This is a genomic window from Tessaracoccus sp. MC1679, assembly GCF_014164775.1.
Taxonomy (GTDB): domain Bacteria; phylum Actinomycetota; class Actinomycetes; order Propionibacteriales; family Propionibacteriaceae; genus Arachnia.
The window spans coordinates 359805-372734 of sequence record NZ_JACJGB010000003.1; the positions used below are offsets into that span (position 1 = coordinate 359805).

At 68.4% G+C, this 12930-nt stretch carries 18 protein-coding genes; 3 read left to right on the forward strand and 15 right to left on the reverse strand.

Going from position 1 to position 12930, the window contains the following annotated elements; genetic code table 11:
• Window positions 1-72 precede the first annotated feature (72 nt).
• Window positions 73-1302 carry an MFS transporter gene (locus H5398_RS07030; RefSeq protein ID WP_182799501.1) on the reverse strand — a complete coding sequence of 410 codons (1230 nt, stop codon included), beginning with the start codon at window positions 1300-1302 and terminating at the stop codon, window positions 73-75.
• Window positions 1303-1447: 145 nt separating this feature from the next.
• On the opposite strand from H5398_RS07030, the gene H5398_RS07035 reads away from it, so the two are divergent.
• A complete protein-coding gene (locus tag H5398_RS07035) occupies window positions 1448-1813 on the forward strand; it encodes an HsmA family protein (RefSeq protein ID WP_370586081.1) in 366 nt (121 codons plus the stop codon).
• An 18-nt stretch (window positions 1814-1831) separates the two neighbouring features.
• Here H5398_RS07035 and H5398_RS07040 read toward each other — a convergent pair whose 3' ends face one another.
• From H5398_RS07040 to H5398_RS07050, 3 genes are all read right to left on the reverse strand, one after another.
• On the reverse strand, window positions 1832-2647 hold the full coding sequence (locus H5398_RS07040) for a DUF427 domain-containing protein (RefSeq protein ID WP_220489190.1): 816 nt from the start codon (window positions 2645-2647) through the stop codon (window positions 1832-1834).
• Between the two features lie 452 nt (window positions 2648-3099).
• Window positions 3100-3390, reverse strand: a complete 291-nt coding sequence (locus tag H5398_RS07045; protein WP_182799504.1) for a hypothetical protein — start codon at window positions 3388-3390, stop codon at window positions 3100-3102.
• Between the two features lie 92 nt (window positions 3391-3482).
• Window positions 3483-4481 (reverse strand): putative sulfate exporter family transporter, encoded by a 999-nt coding sequence (locus H5398_RS07050; RefSeq protein ID WP_220489191.1) that lies wholly within the window; start codon window positions 4479-4481, stop codon window positions 3483-3485.
• A gap of 70 nt (window positions 4482-4551) precedes the next feature.
• Between H5398_RS07050 and H5398_RS07055 the strand changes: the two genes are divergently transcribed.
• On the forward strand, window positions 4552-5478 hold the full coding sequence (locus tag H5398_RS07055) for a LysR family transcriptional regulator (protein WP_182799506.1): 927 nt from the start codon (window positions 4552-4554) through the stop codon (window positions 5476-5478).
• Between the two features lie 403 nt (window positions 5479-5881).
• Here H5398_RS07055 and H5398_RS17600 read toward each other — a convergent pair whose 3' ends face one another.
• Genes H5398_RS17600 through H5398_RS07080 form a run of 5 tightly spaced genes read right to left on the reverse strand, consistent with a single transcriptional unit; the run spans window position 5882 to window position 7882 of the window.
• Complete coding sequence (locus H5398_RS17600) at window positions 5882-6469, reverse strand: sugar O-acetyltransferase (RefSeq protein ID WP_182799507.1); 588 nt, start codon at window positions 6467-6469, stop codon at window positions 5882-5884.
• 15 nt (window positions 6470-6484) lie between these two features.
• Window positions 6485-6880 carry a cupin domain-containing protein gene (locus H5398_RS07065; RefSeq protein WP_182799508.1) on the reverse strand — a complete coding sequence of 132 codons (396 nt, stop codon included), beginning with the start codon at window positions 6878-6880 and terminating at the stop codon, window positions 6485-6487.
• Between the two features lie 13 nt (window positions 6881-6893).
• Entirely contained in the window at window positions 6894-7262 is a 369-nt protein-coding gene (locus H5398_RS07070) for a bleomycin resistance protein (protein WP_182799509.1), read from the reverse strand.
• A 57-nt stretch (window positions 7263-7319) separates the two neighbouring features.
• On the reverse strand, window positions 7320-7634 hold the full coding sequence (locus H5398_RS07075) for a CopG family transcriptional regulator (protein ID WP_182799510.1): 315 nt from the start codon (window positions 7632-7634) through the stop codon (window positions 7320-7322).
• A 5-nt stretch (window positions 7635-7639) separates the two neighbouring features.
• A complete protein-coding gene (locus H5398_RS07080; RefSeq protein ID WP_182799511.1) occupies window positions 7640-7882 on the reverse strand; it encodes a hypothetical protein in 243 nt (80 codons plus the stop codon).
• A gap of 90 nt (window positions 7883-7972) precedes the next feature.
• Between H5398_RS07080 and H5398_RS07085 the strand changes: the two genes are divergently transcribed.
• On the forward strand, window positions 7973-8503 hold the full coding sequence (locus H5398_RS07085; protein WP_182799512.1) for a hypothetical protein: 531 nt from the start codon (window positions 7973-7975) through the stop codon (window positions 8501-8503).
• 144 nt (window positions 8504-8647) lie between these two features.
• On the opposite strand, the gene H5398_RS07090 is transcribed toward H5398_RS07085, so the two are convergent.
• The 6 genes from H5398_RS07090 to H5398_RS07115 form a co-directional block, all read right to left on the reverse strand.
• Window positions 8648-8923 (reverse strand): hypothetical protein, encoded by a 276-nt coding sequence (locus tag H5398_RS07090; RefSeq protein ID WP_220489192.1) that lies wholly within the window; start codon window positions 8921-8923, stop codon window positions 8648-8650.
• Window positions 8924-9058: 135 nt separating this feature from the next.
• Window positions 9059-10126, reverse strand: coding sequence for a Fic family protein (locus tag H5398_RS07095; protein ID WP_182799513.1), 1068 nt, complete (start codon window positions 10124-10126; stop codon window positions 9059-9061).
• A 234-nt stretch (window positions 10127-10360) separates the two neighbouring features.
• The gene (locus H5398_RS07100) at window positions 10361-10618 is read right to left on the reverse strand and encodes a Txe/YoeB family addiction module toxin (RefSeq protein ID WP_182799514.1); all 258 of its coding nucleotides are present in this window, start codon (window positions 10616-10618) and stop codon (window positions 10361-10363) included.
• A 1-nt stretch (window position 10619) separates the two neighbouring features.
• Window positions 10620-10877: a type II toxin-antitoxin system Phd/YefM family antitoxin gene (locus H5398_RS07105; RefSeq protein ID WP_182799515.1), complete on the reverse strand. Its 258-nt coding sequence runs from the start codon at window positions 10875-10877 to the stop codon at window positions 10620-10622.
• Between the two features lie 60 nt (window positions 10878-10937).
• Window positions 10938-11852, reverse strand: coding sequence for a metallophosphoesterase family protein (locus H5398_RS07110; RefSeq protein ID WP_182799516.1), 915 nt, complete (start codon window positions 11850-11852; stop codon window positions 10938-10940).
• Window positions 11853-11926: 74 nt separating this feature from the next.
• Window positions 11927-12811 (reverse strand): S9 family peptidase, encoded by an 885-nt coding sequence (locus tag H5398_RS07115; protein WP_182799517.1) that lies wholly within the window; start codon window positions 12809-12811, stop codon window positions 11927-11929.
• Between the last annotated feature and the right edge of the window lie 119 nt (window positions 12812-12930).

The window sequence follows — 12930 nt, forward strand, 5'->3', positions numbered from 1 at the left end:
AGGGCCCGATCGTTGCCACACAACCATCGTCACCACGGCAGGTGTGCCCCGCTGCCTGGCTTGGCGAGTTGGTCAGGTTCGCGGGATCCCCGTCAGCGGAAGCGGCTTGGCCGAGGGCACGACGAGCAGTGCCAGGAGCGACACGGCGCCGACGACGATCAGCGCCCGCAGGATTCCGTAGTGGTCGCCGAGGAAGCCGAGCAGGGGCGGTCCGGCCAGGAAGGCGGTATAGCCGATGGTGGAGACGACGCTGAGCCGGGCGTGGGCGCGGGCCGGCTCGTCGGCCGCCGCGGACATGCCGACGGGGAAGCCGAGGCTCGCGCCCACCCCCCAGATCGCTGCGCCCACAAAGGCCAACCAGGGCGTGCCGAAGACCACCAGGAGGCAGCCGATGATCGCCGAGACGAACAGGACGCGGAGCACCGGCACCCGTCCGTAGCGGTCCAGCAGCCTGGTGCCGAGGATCCGTCCCGCCGTCATGAAGCTGAGAAACACGGCGAGGGCCAAGACACCGAAGGTCTTGTCCAGGCCGTGGCCGTCGACGAAGGCAACCGCCATCCAGTCGTTGGCCGTGCCCTCGGTGAACGCGGCGGCCAGCACCATGACCCCGATCAGGAGCGTGCGTGGCTCCGTCCAGGCCGAACGGGAACGGGGCGCGAGGGTGGGGGCGGCGGTGTCGTGTCCGCCGTCCTCGAAGGCCGGAAGGAACTTCGACGTGCCCCACAGGACCAGCGCTGCCGACACCGCGCCGACAGCACCGATGTGCCAGAGCATGGGCACCTCAAGCCAGACCATCAGCGCGCCAACGAGCGCGCCCAGCACGGTCCCGCCGCTGAAGGCGGCGTGGAACCACGGCATGATCGACCGGCCCAGGCCGCGCTCGATGATGGTTCCTTCGAGGTTCTGAGCGACATCCCACACCCCGGTTCCCAGCCCGAGGAGGAACAGGCTGGCCGCCACCGCCACCATGGGAAGGCCCACCTGCACGCTTGCCGCGGCCAGCACCAGACCAGGGAGGGCCACCGCCATCGCCCATCGCACCGCGCGGGTCGCCCCGAGGCGGCGGGTGACGAGCCCGGCCAGGGGCAGGCCGCAGAGCGCGCCTACGGAGACTGCCAGCAGCAGCAGCCCGAGCTGCCCGGGGCTGAGCAGCAGTAACTCCTTGACGTCCGGGACGCGTGACATCCAGGACGCGAACGCGAACCCGTTCACGGCGAACACCACGAAGTCGCCGTTGCGGGCGCTCATAGAAGCGGCGTGCCCATGGGTCGGAGCCGTTGGGGCGTCATCCTTGGTTGTCATGGTGATGAGCCTACAAACGCCGCGTCACCTCGACGGCATGGGCCGCCGCATCAGTCTTCCGCCCGCGCAGGTATCGCGACTGACCCTGCGCGGGAGCGACCGGGGCGGTCTCCTACGCTGGGACGAGTCCATGTCAGGAGCCCCCGTGAATCCGCTTGCCAGCACCTTCATCACTGCGGCGTTGGTCTTCTACTCGGTGGGCGTGTGGGGTGAGCGTGTTGCCGGGCGCCTCAGGTGGTGGAACTTCGTGTTCTTCGTCCTGGGCCTCGCCTGTGACACGGTGGGGACCGGCATGATGTTCGACTTCGTGGGCGGCATGACCTTCGACGTCCACGGCATCTCCGGGCTCATCGCGATCCTGCTGATGTTGGTCCATGCCGTCTGGGCAGGAGTCGTCCTGATCCGGAAGGACGAGGCGGCCATCAAGAACTTCCACCGGTTCAGTGTGTTCGTGTGGGCCGTCTGGCTGATTCCCTACTTCAGCCCGATGTTCTTCGCCCTGGCGGGGTGACCCGGCGGTGGGTCCGCGCTAGGACCAGGGGGTGCGCGGCCGAGGCTGGCTCTCGCCGTCGAGTGTGAGGTCGAGCCGCTCGGTGAAGAAGGCGATGAGGTTCCGAACAGGCCCCCCGTCGTGAAGCGGGTCCTCGTAGGACCACGCAATGTCACGCAACACGGTGTCCCCGACCCGGGCGGACCAGTACGAAGCGCGACCCTTGTAGGCGCAGATTGTACGCGTCTCGGAAGGCTCGAGGAGACCCATCGTGACGTCCTCTCGCGGAATGTAGAACCGCGGCGGAAGGGGTGTCTCGAAGAGCAGGGTCGGCCGGTTCGTGGAGGCGAGGCTGACGCCGGCGTGGGCGATCTGCACGCGGCGGCTCGAACGGAGGCAGTCGATCCGGTCGAAGGGATCGTGCGGATGACCCATGACAGGCTCGTCCTCTTCGTACCACTGGGTGAAGGCGTTCCAGTCCAGGACCACGTACCCGGCCAGGTCCGGATCGTCAGGCCTGAACGCCGCAGCTGTCAGGTTGGCGTGGGGCGCCTGGATCGTCAGCGGAGTGCCAGGCGCCGTGTGCGCGGTGAACGGGGTGTTCGGATCGAGGACGGGTGGGCCGTCCTCCATCGACACCGGCCGCTCGAGCGCTCCCATGGCCTCCGTCGCGACGAGGTGCCCGGCGACGTCATCCTCAGGAACGGCGTACGACCCCACCGCACGCCGCGGCTCCCAGACCAGTAGGGCTCGCCGAGTGTCGACGACGATCTGGGTTCCGACGGTGGCTCGGATCCACTTCCGGACCGGATGGATGCGAAGGTCTCCGATCGCACTCCACCACAACTGACTCATCCGCGTCGCCATCACACCAGTGTCTACCCCGGCCGCCGCGGCTGGCCAGAGGCTTGACGGGCACGACACGCCGATCGAGTCCACCCCCGTACCCCTATGCGTCCACGTGAGTGGGCTTCGACGGCGTGTCGTGCCGGGCGGCGGGGTCCAGATCGGGCATCGCGCCCGCCCTAGCAGATGACGACCGCTCCCGTGAGGCCGATGGCGCCGATGAGGAGGGTCGTGGCGGCGCCCCACCGTCGCCAGGGCCCAGGACCACACCGAGCCCGAGGGCGAACATCGCCGCGCAAGCATGAGCCTCTAGTGAGCGGTGAGCTCAGAACATGCCGTTGGCGTACGCCGAGCCGTCGGGCACCACCTGCAGCACGACCCCGTGCGTGACCTCGTCGAGGACGTCCCAAAAGAAGCTGGCGCTAAGCCACGTGGCGTTCAACCTCGGCGATGCTCGTGCCCTAGGCGGTCCATCCCAGGAGAGCTCCGCCGAGCGAGACGCCCCCGATCAGGAGACCGAGCGCCAGAACGGGCACCAGCAGGACCCACAGCGGGTGCCGTCGGAAGAGATAGATGCCGACGACCAGGAGCACCACCCAGAGAAGGAGGAAGCCGACGAGCCAAGGCGCGGGTGTGACGAGCCCCGCCGTCAGGTAGAGGTAGCCGACAACGACGTGAAGCGCGAGCCCAAGGATGCCGAGGGCGCGCTTCCACACCGGTTGGGCTGGCAGCGCGGGGGACGCTTGGCTCATCCTTCCAATTTACTCTCAGTCAGCGCGCGAGGACAGGGCGGCCGCGGTGCGGAGACCCGCGAGGGAGGGGTGCCTGATCGTTGACGACGTCATTAGCCGATCGCGACCGCTCCCGCGAGGCCGATGGAGCCGATGAGGAGGGTCGCGGCGGCGCCCAGCAGGAGCGCCTTGCGGCCGACGGTGGCCAGGGCGCGCAGGTCGACGCCCAAACCGAGCGCGAACATCGCCGCAGCGAGCAACAGTTGCTGCACGTGGCCCAGCGTCATGAGCAGCGGCTCGGGGACCAGACCTGTGGTGCGGACGGCCATCGCGACGAGGAAGCCGACGACGAACAGCGGGACAGCCGGGGGCAGCTGCACATCCGGCCCTTCGCCGCCCGGCAGCCGCCGGATCCGCCGTCGCTCCCGCACGGCGAGCACCCCCATCACCGGCGCCAGCAGCGCCACCCGGGCGAGCTTGACCGTGACCGCCACCGCCAGCGCCTCGGCCCCCACCAGGCCGGCTGCGGCGACCACCTGCGCCACCTCGTGGGTGGAGGCGCCGATCCACACCCCGGCGACGGTGGGCGTCAGGCCGAGGAGCGCGGCCAGCAGCGGCAGCGCCACGATCATCCCGGTGCCGAACACCACCACCAGCGCCACGGCGGTGGCCACCTCCTCGTCGTCGGAGTCGGTGACGCCCTCCGCCGCGGCGACCGCGGCCGCCCCGCAGATCGAGAACCCTGCGGCCACTAACAGCGACTGCTCGTCGCCCAGCCCGAGGCGTCTACCCAGCCAGGCGGTGGCGGCGAAGGTGACGCCCACCGCCGTCGCGACGAGCACCAGTGTCGCCGGGCCGAGCCCGGCCACGGTCAGCAGCGACACCTGCAGCCCCAGCAGCACGATCCCTATCCGCAGGAGCTGCCGGCCGGCCAGCCCCACCCCCGGAGCCCAGGAAGCGGTCGTGCCGCGCGCCGTCCGCCACGCGACGCCGGCGAGGATCGCCACCAGCAGAGGGCTCGCGATCGGCACCACCGTGTTCACCGCGACCGATGCGACGGCGGCCGCCAGGCAGGCGGCCAGCCCGGGGGCGATGGCGCGGAGGAAGTTCACTCCACTACCGTGCGCCGGATCAGTCGCGCGGCGGTAACCCGTTCGGGACAGCAACCCATATGATCGCGATATGACCACCCATTCTCCCGACGAGCCGGGCCTGCCGGCCCTGCGGCTGCTCGTCGCCGTCGCCGAGCAGGGGTCGCTGGGCGCCGCGGCCAGGGAGATCGGCATGGCACAGTCCAACGCGAGCCGCGCCCTGGCGGGGCTTGAGCGACGGCTCGGGTTCGCCGTCGTGCACCGCAGCCCAGCAGGCTCCGACGTCACCCCGGAGGGCGCGCTGGTGGTGGGCTGGGCGCGGGAGGTGGTCGAGGCCATGGACCGGCTCATGGCGGGCGCCGGCGCGGTGACGGCCAGCGCCGGGGGAGCGGTGACGGTGGCGGCGAGCATGACGATCGCCGAGTACCTGGCGCCCGTGTGGCTTGCGGCGCTGAGGCGCGTGCACCCCGACGCCGCCGTCTCGCTGGAGATCCTCAACTCCGACGCGGTGATCGAGGCTGTGCGTCACGCGCGGGTGGCGGTCGGGTTCGTCGAGTCGCCGGATGTGCCCGACGACGTGTCGAGCCGGCTGGTGGGCCGCGACCGGCTGATGGTGATCATCCCGCCGGAGCACCCGTGGGCCGAGCGTCGCGGGGCCGTGACGGTCTCGGAGTTGGCCGCCACTGCGCTGGTCGAGCGGGAGCCCGGCTCGGGGACCCGTCGCTTCCTGGACCGGGCGGCCGCGTCCGCGGGGGTGTCGACGCGGGCCACGCCGGTGGCGCAGTTGTCGAGCAACGCCGCCATCGTGGCCGCGGTTGCCGCTGGGCTCGGCCCCGCCGTGTTGAGCAACCACGCCGTCCGCGGCGCGCTCATGGACGGCAGGGTGCTCGCGGTCCCCGTCGAGGGTGGGCAGATCGAGAGGGAGCTGCGCGCGGTGTGGATGGGCGCACCGCCGCGCGGCGTCGCCGGGCGCCTGGTCGACGTGGCCGCGTCAACGCAGACCTCCCCCGGTCCCTGAGGAGGGTCGCCCGCGGAGCGGCGTGGCCCGTCCCCCGGTCCCTGAGGAGGGTCGCCCGCGGAGCGGCGTGGCCCGTCTCGAAGGGTCGTGGCTCGCGCCCTGGAGTGAGACTGCTTGTCAGGTTGGGTTACGACCCTTCGAGACGCCACGCGCCTTCGGCGGTGGGGCCCTCAGGGAGCGATAAGCGACGCCCACGCGCCTCCGGCGGTGGGGCCCGTCCCCCGGTCCCTGAGGAGGGTCGCCCGCGGAGCGGCGTGGCCCGTCTCGAAGGGTCGTGGCTCGCGCCCTGGAGCGAGACTGCTTGTCAGGTTGGGTTACGACCCTTCGAGACGCCACGCGCCTTCGGCGGTGGGGCCCTCAGGGAGCGATAAGCGACGCCCACGTGCCTTCGGCGGTGGGGCCCTCAGGGAGCGGTGGTGGTGCGGAATCCGGTGGGGCGGATGGGTCTCGCCGGGACGCCCGCGACGATCATGTCCGGCTCCACGTCCTTCGTGACGACGGAGCCGGCACCGATCACCGCGCCGTCGCCGATGATCACCCCTGGGACGACTGTCACGCTCGCGCCGAACCACACCTTGCGGCCGACGACGATGGGCGCGGGGACCATGTCACCGCGCCGGTCTGGGTCCATGGCGTGGTTGATGGTGGTGAAGGTGCAGCCGTGCCCGATGAGGGTGTCGTCGCCGATGGTGATGCCGCCGGTGTCCTGGAATCGGCACCCCATGTTGATGAAGACGCGCTTGCCCAGGGTGATGTTCCTGCCGAACTCGCTGTAGAACGGCGGGAACACCGTCACCGACTCGTCCACGGTGCGGCCGGTCAGCCGCGACAGGAGCGCGCGCACCTCGTCGGCGGACCGGTACGCGTTGTTGAGCTCGGCGGTGATCCGCAGCGCCTCCTCCGAGGCTCCGATCATGAACCGGTGGAGCTCCGAGCCGCTCTCGATGAGCTCCCGACGGCGGACGTGGGCGAGGAAGTCCTGCATTTCCATGGGCTCACCGTCCTGTCAGGCGCTGTACTCGTCGTCGGTGACGTGCTCAAGCCAAGTCACGGTCTCGCCCTGGTCGTCGGCCTCGTGGATGGCGACGTGCGCCATGAACCGGTCCGACGTGGCGCCGTGCCAATGCTCCTCGTTCGGCTCGATGTAGACCACGTCGCCGGGGCGGATCTCCTGCACCTCGCCGCCGCGCCGCGCGACGTACCCGATCCCGTCGGTGACGTACAGCGTCTGCCCCTTGGGGTGGCGGTGCCAGGCGGTCCTCGCGCCCGGGGCGAACCGGACGTGGGCGGAGCCGACGGCCGACTGCTCGTCCGGGGTGCGGATGGCATCGAGGAACACGGTGCCGGTGAACCAGTCCGTGGATCCTGGGGTTGTCTGGCCGCCGCTGTGGGTGATTCTCATGGGGGACGTCCTTTCAAGTGTGGGGGTTCTGGACCAGCCGGAGCAGTGAACCGTCGGGGTCCAGCAAGGCGCCGATCCGCATTCCGGATGCTTCAAGTCGGGGCCGGTGGAGGCGTGGCCACCCCACCATCGTCTCGGGAATGCCGGCGCCTTGGCAGTGTGTGTAGAAGGCGTCCACGTCGTCCAGGCGAAGGCACGCGCCGAAGGACGACGTGGCCGGATCGAGATCCGCGTGGGGGAAGAACTCGAGAACGACGCCGCCCCGCTCGAGGATGAGCCAGCCGGAGTCATGGAAGACAACCGAGAACCCGAGCCGCTCGTAGAACGTGACCGTCGCGGTGAAGCTGCGCGACGGGAGGTTCGGCGTGGCGTGGTCGACCATCCTCGGACCCTAACATCCGGCGTCCGAGGTTCGAGCCGTTGCGTAGTGCCGGAAGGGTCACGCGCCCTTGTCCAGATAGTGGTCGATAGCTTCGCGGGCGAGTTCGGACTCGCTCACTCCTGCGGCGTCCGCGGCCGACTTGAGCCGGTCGTGCAGCTCGCGGGGAAGGCGGACTCCGATCCGGCTCGTCTCGGTGGACAGTCGGGGGCGCCCGCCCTTGCGGCCGTGGCGGGCAGCGATGTCGCGGGCAATAGCGGCGGCGCGGGCCTCCGTGAGCCGCTCGCCTTCGAAGTAGACGACCTCGTCGTCCAGGTTGATGTTCTCGATGCTGGTGATCTCGGCGCTGGCGCCGTCACCTACCTGGATACCCATGGCGCTCATTTCCTCCTCAGTGCTGTCGGCATGGCGTGGATGATCAGCATCGTCGGCTCGCCGTCCGTCTGGACGAGGACCCCGACGATCTCCAGTTCCAGTCCACGGTCGTCCCCGCCGATCCAGTAATACTCAGGTTCCCCGCTGGGTCTGACCCCTACTGTGGGCTGACTTGTGCTGACCACATGGGCGATCCGGGCTGCACCGATGCGATGCTTGCGAGCTGCTTGAGTCAGCTTCAACTTCACTCTTCAAGTGTGCAACGAAACCAGGATATGTTCAACAAAATCTCCTTGGATTCATCCTGCGCCCGGGCTCTTGGTGAATACTCTCGTCCCATGACCGACATGAACCGATCCGGCGAGGGGCCTCGCCGCCGGCGACCCATCGTGGTTGCGGTGATCGGCACCGTCGTGGTGGTCGCGTACGCGCTGCTCGCCGCCGTCCAGATCCTGGTGCTGAACCCGCTGGCGGCGGTGCCTGGTGCCGAGCTCTCCCAGATCTACGCAGACGTCGCTGCGGCGGGGGAGTCCATGGGCGCACCTCTGGTCCTGGCCGGCCTGGCGGTTGGTCCCGTCGTCGCGATTGGCCTGCTGGTCCGCACATGGAGGCGGCCCGACGGCGAGGGTCGGATTGTCGCGGTGCAGTACCTGGCGCTTGTGGCGCTGGGGGCGTTCGGCTACTTCTGGGCCAGCTTCGGACCCGGCATGGCGCTAGCCGACACGTATGGGATCAGTGGGGGAGACCATTCGCCGTGGGCCACGCCCCTGCAGGCGGTCAGCGGCGTCGCGTTCGTGGTCTTCCTCATGCAGGTGCCCGGGGCCGTGTCGATGGCGCGAGCTCTGCGTGGCGGCGCGCAGCGGCGCTGACACAGCCCGCTCTTGTCAATACCCGCGGGCGGGATCGTCTGCGGCCAGGCCGGCGCGCGCTTCAGGGCCCGCCGCCGGCTGCGCGAGCAATCCGGCCCCGCTAAATGTCAGACTCAGAGTCGTACTCGACACTCAGCCTGACATTTAGAGGGTGATGCCGGTGAAGCGGGCCAGCTCGTCGAGGAGCCGGCGTTGGAAGTCTTCGTCGTGGACCGCGGGGTGCGCCGTGGCAAGGCGTTGGTGGTGCCAGTAGCCGCCGGTGCTGCTGGCTCGGGGGTCGTCGCTGGTGGCGAGCCACTCCTGGGTGAGGTGTCCCAGGCGCAGGTCATCGGGGGCCGAGGGCCCGCCCATCCTGGTGGGCACCCATCCGGGGTCGACGGCGTTGGTGGTGGTGTGGGGCCACAGGCGGGCCACGGCCATCGCGAGTGTGGTGACCAGCAGCTTGCTGTCGGAGTAGTTACCGGCGCGGGTGCCCGCCCAGTCGATGTGCGCGAGGTCCGGCCGGCCGATCCGGTGACAAAGATGCGCACGTCAATCAACCCACCCGCATCTTGTTCAATCGTTTCCGCTGGGCCTGGCCTGGGTACTCCGGGGCTGACGGGCTGGCCTGCTTGTGGTGAGACGGGCTCCCTGGCGGCGTGACTCTTTGTAGGTGTCGACGGCTCGTCGGGAGCTGAGCCATTGCCCGTCGCTGCGTTGGTGGGCTTCGAGGCGTCCGCGTTGGGCGGCGGCGCGAATGGCGACGAGGCTGAGGTCGGCGTCGACGAGGGCCGCGATGGGGACGAGTTTCGCGGGCCCGGCCACGTTGGGGATGATGAAGCGGTTCAGGTTGTCGATCATCCCGCGGGCGAGGATTTCGCCGAGGGGTCCGACGTCGCCCTTGTCTGCTTGTTGCATGGCCCGCAGGTAGGCGGTTCGCTGTTCCTTGAGGATCACCACCGGCGGGTGGCCGAGTCTGACGAGCACGAGGTTCAGCGCGAGCCGGCCGGTGCGGCCGTTGCCGTCGATGAACGGGTGGACGCGTTCGAAGTGGTTATGTGCCTCGGCTAGCAGTTCGGGCAGGTTGCCGCCGCCGTGCAGCCGGGCCGGGATCGTGTTGGTGGTGGCGACCCATTCGTCCAGGCCGGCGGGTACCAGCGGCCACGACGGCGGGGTCATTCCTGCGGTGAACGGATGGATGTCGTGGCGCCGGAAGTTGCCGGGTGATTCGGCCTCGGTGGCGTCCGGATGGGGGGAGACCTGCCACACCGGGGACATGGCCAGGTGGTGGATATGGCGAACTTCCTGGACGGTGATCAGTGTGTCGGTGGTGCGGTCGCCTGCGCCCATCGCTTCGCGGTAGACCCAGGAGGCCGCGTCGCCGTAGCCCTTGACCTCCATGTACTCCTTGAGTGGCTTTGCGCCGACGGCTCGACCTTGGTCGAGGAGTGTCGTTACCTCGCGCAGGACCAGGGTGTTGCCTTCCAAGGCTGTGGAGTGGTGGGCTTCCAAGTGCCAGATGTCGGTCCACACGTACGCAGACTCCTCGGGAGAGGGGAGCCCTCCGAGTCTGGTGCGTAGTTCGGCAAGTTGGCTGTCGAGCCGGGCATAGACAGTGGCCCGCGACGGGCGACCTCGGGCCATCGTCTCTCCTGACTTTGTTCACTCAGACGAACAGGAAAATGAACTAAACAAAGTCTAGCCCTCCAGTCACCTTGTTCATCGGTTGGCGCCCCGAATAGAACTGAACAAACTTCGAGTGAGACGAGGCGATCCACGTGCCTGTCTGGGGGTCATGGACGGGTTCAACGCGTCTCTGCAGGCGCATTCTGTCGTCGCATGACACCGGTCGTCCGAGAGAGTCCGTGGCGTGCTGCGCTACCCGTAGTGGTAGCGGCAGGTGGCGATCCGCACCTCGTCGCCGGTGATCTTGTAGACGAGGCGGTGCTCGTCGGTGATTCGTCTGGACCAGTAGCCGGCGAAATCGTGCTTGAGCGCCTCCGGTTTACCGATGCCTTCGTTGCCGTTGCGTTGGATGTCAGCATGGAGCGCATTGATCCGCTTGAGGACCTTCCTGTCCTGCGCCTGCCACCAGAGGTAGTCGTCCCAGGCGTTCTCATCCCAGACGAGCAGCACGTCAGTCGGTGTCGATCAGATCGTGGGCCTGACCGCGCCCAGCCTCAAGTCGCTCCATGGCGTCCAGCAGCCGGCGGGCGTTCGCGGGGGAACGCATGAGGTAGGCGGTCTCGCGCAACGACTCGTAGTCATCGAGCGACACGATCACCACGGGGTCGTGCCCGGCGCGGGTGATGACCACCTCTTCGCGGTCGTTGACGACCGAGTCGAGTACCTCTGCGTATCGTGCTCGGGATTCCGTGTAGCTCATTGTCTTCATGGCAGCCTCCTGTACAGAAAAGTGTACGTCCCTCCCGGAGGTCAGGCAACCAGTGCCAGGTCAGTGGCTCGTCGACGAGTGGCGAAGGTCGTACGTGGACAGCGGCTCGGGTCCCGCCACCACCCGGCGGGTCACCTGCAGGATCGCGTCCTCGTTGGGGTCTACACGCCACCTGACCAGAGAGATGGCGCTGTTCTCGATCTCCAGGGCGGTGATGTGCGACGGATAGATGCAGCTGCCGGAGTTGAAGTAGGGCATCTGGTTGCCCCGCGGGAACTTCTCGCGGTGGGTGTGGCCGCAGATGAGTGCCATCCGGTTCTGGCGGATCCACTTCACGTAGTTGCGTTCCACCTTGTGCCGCTTGTAGGAGTTGGCCACGGGGCTGGTGGGGCTGTGGAACCCGAACGCATGCGCATACCTCCAGAACGCGCGCATCATGAACCGGCTGAACCGCCAGGCCTGGTCGTTGGGGAAGTCGCCTTGGTGCCCGTGCACCAGCAGGACGTCCTGCCCGGTCTCCCGGTGCCGGAACACCACCGACTCCACCGCCTCCAGGCCGTGGAAGAACGGCTCGATCTCGCCGGACACCGCGTCCTTCGCGGTCCACAGGTGTTGTCGTACGAACCTGGGGTCCCTCAGGTCGAGGTCATGGTTGCCCCACATCCGGATCAGCCTGCCCGCCTGGTGGAACTGCAGCAGCTGCTCCCACACGGCGCGGTTGGCCCTGATGATGTGCTTGAAATCGTGCTCCCAGAGCTCGTCGCCGTCGCCCGCCTCCACGTAAGTGAAGCCGTTCTTCCAGTAGTAGTCCATCGCGGCCGTGAACGAGTTCTTGTTCTTGAGGAACTCGTCGGACTTGGATCCGTCCCCCCGATGGCAGTCGCTCATGATGACGTAGCGGGAGGTGTCGTTGATGAGCTCGACGCGGGCGTCCCTGTAGGCCTCCGTCAGACGTGTCATCGTCTTCACAGTCATCACCGCCATGCTCGGTCGTGTCGTTTCCGATCATAGGTCGGTGGCGCCGGAGGTGTCCGCCAATCGCCCAGGTGCTACCTGCTCGGCGCATTGAGTTCGCGTAAGAGCCAGCCGACTTCGTGGGCCAGCATCGCGGGGGGTAGCTCATGTCCGCCGTCGAAGATCTCGTGGTCCGCGATGCCTGGTGCGAAGGCGGCGACGACCTCGTAGACGCCCGAGATGGGGAACAGAGGGTCGTCGCGGCCGGCGACGAGCCGGACTCGTTGCTGGTGGAAGGCGCGTGCGACGGCGGGCGAGTCTCCGAGTGTCACGATGCCGGGCGGATACCAGGCCGGGTTGTGGAGAACACCGGCGGCCTCGAAGGATGCCACCGTGCCGACGCCGCAGTTGAGCACGCCGGCGATGATGCGCTCATCGCAGGCCATCGAGAAGAAGCTGACCTGGCCGCCGAGCGAATGCCCGATCACGCCGCACGATCCGGCGCCGGTGTGGTGGAGGATCCAGTCGATGGCCACGGAGACGTCGGTGACGTGTGTGCCTTGCAGGGTAGTGCCGTGTGCGATGAGGTTCCATGCGTGGAACCGTTCGTCATGGGCGCCGTCGCCAGAGGGGCCGCGCCGCTCCTCGAACCCGTGGAGGTCAGGGATCAGCGTCGTGACCCCGGCCTTCGCCAGTGCGAGCCCGTAGGCCATGCCCGGGTCGCCCGCCATCCCGGCAGGTTCGCTCTTGCCGAGGTGGAACTCGCCGTTGTGTTGGTGAACGGCCACGACGGGCAGGGGCGTCGAGAGATGCTCCGGTTCCAGGAGGAGACACGGGATCGTGTGCCCGTCGGAGGCGCGCAGCACCACCCGTGATCGCGAGACTCCTTCCCACGGTTCCGGTGCCGAGACTTCGGCATCGACGATGCGAATCCGGGCAGGCTCGATACCCAGCAGACGTCTCACGCCTGAACGATCCATGACCACTCCTCCTTGGGCCAGCAGGGGCGCGTGTCCAGTAGACCACTGCGGGTGGATCTGTCCACGGTCTATGTCGGGTCGGGTGTCCGACCCCTGGAGAGTCCTGTCACACCCTGGGT

Bases quoted from the DNA above. Each gene is read 5' to 3' on its own strand.
- H5398_RS07030 (WP_182799501.1), bottom strand. From the start codon at position 1,302: ATGACAACCAAGGATGACGCCCCAACGGCTCCGACCCATGGGCACGCC.
- H5398_RS07040 (WP_220489190.1), bottom strand. From the start codon at position 2,647: ATGAGTCAGTTGTGGTGGAGTGCGATCGGAGACCTTCGCATCCATCCG.
- H5398_RS07045 (WP_182799504.1), bottom strand. From the start codon at position 3,390: ATGAGCCAAGCGTCCCCCGCGCTGCCAGCCCAACCGGTGTGGAAGCGC.
- H5398_RS07055 (WP_182799506.1), top strand. From the start codon at position 4,552: ATGACCACCCATTCTCCCGACGAGCCGGGCCTGCCGGCCCTGCGGCTG.
- H5398_RS17600 (WP_182799507.1), bottom strand. From the start codon at position 6,469: ATGGAAATGCAGGACTTCCTCGCCCACGTCCGCCGTCGGGAGCTCATC.
- H5398_RS07065 (WP_182799508.1), bottom strand. From the start codon at position 6,880: ATGAGAATCACCCACAGCGGCGGCCAGACAACCCCAGGATCCACGGAC.
- H5398_RS07070 (WP_182799509.1), bottom strand. From the start codon at position 7,262: ATGGTCGACCACGCCACGCCGAACCTCCCGTCGCGCAGCTTCACCGCG.
- H5398_RS07075 (WP_182799510.1), bottom strand. From the start codon at position 7,634: ATGGGTATCCAGGTAGGTGACGGCGCCAGCGCCGAGATCACCAGCATC.
- H5398_RS07085 (WP_182799512.1), top strand. From the start codon at position 7,973: ATGACCGACATGAACCGATCCGGCGAGGGGCCTCGCCGCCGGCGACCC.
- H5398_RS07090 (WP_220489192.1), bottom strand. From the start codon at position 8,923: ATGGCCGTGGCCCGCCTGTGGCCCCACACCACCACCAACGCCGTCGAC.
- H5398_RS07095 (WP_182799513.1), bottom strand. From the start codon at position 10,126: ATGGCCCGAGGTCGCCCGTCGCGGGCCACTGTCTATGCCCGGCTCGAC.
- H5398_RS07105 (WP_182799515.1), bottom strand. From the start codon at position 10,877: ATGAAGACAATGAGCTACACGGAATCCCGAGCACGATACGCAGAGGTA.
- H5398_RS07110 (WP_182799516.1), bottom strand. From the start codon at position 11,852: ATGACTGTGAAGACGATGACACGTCTGACGGAGGCCTACAGGGACGCC.
- H5398_RS07115 (WP_182799517.1), bottom strand. From the start codon at position 12,811: ATGGATCGTTCAGGCGTGAGACGTCTGCTGGGTATCGAGCCTGCCCGG.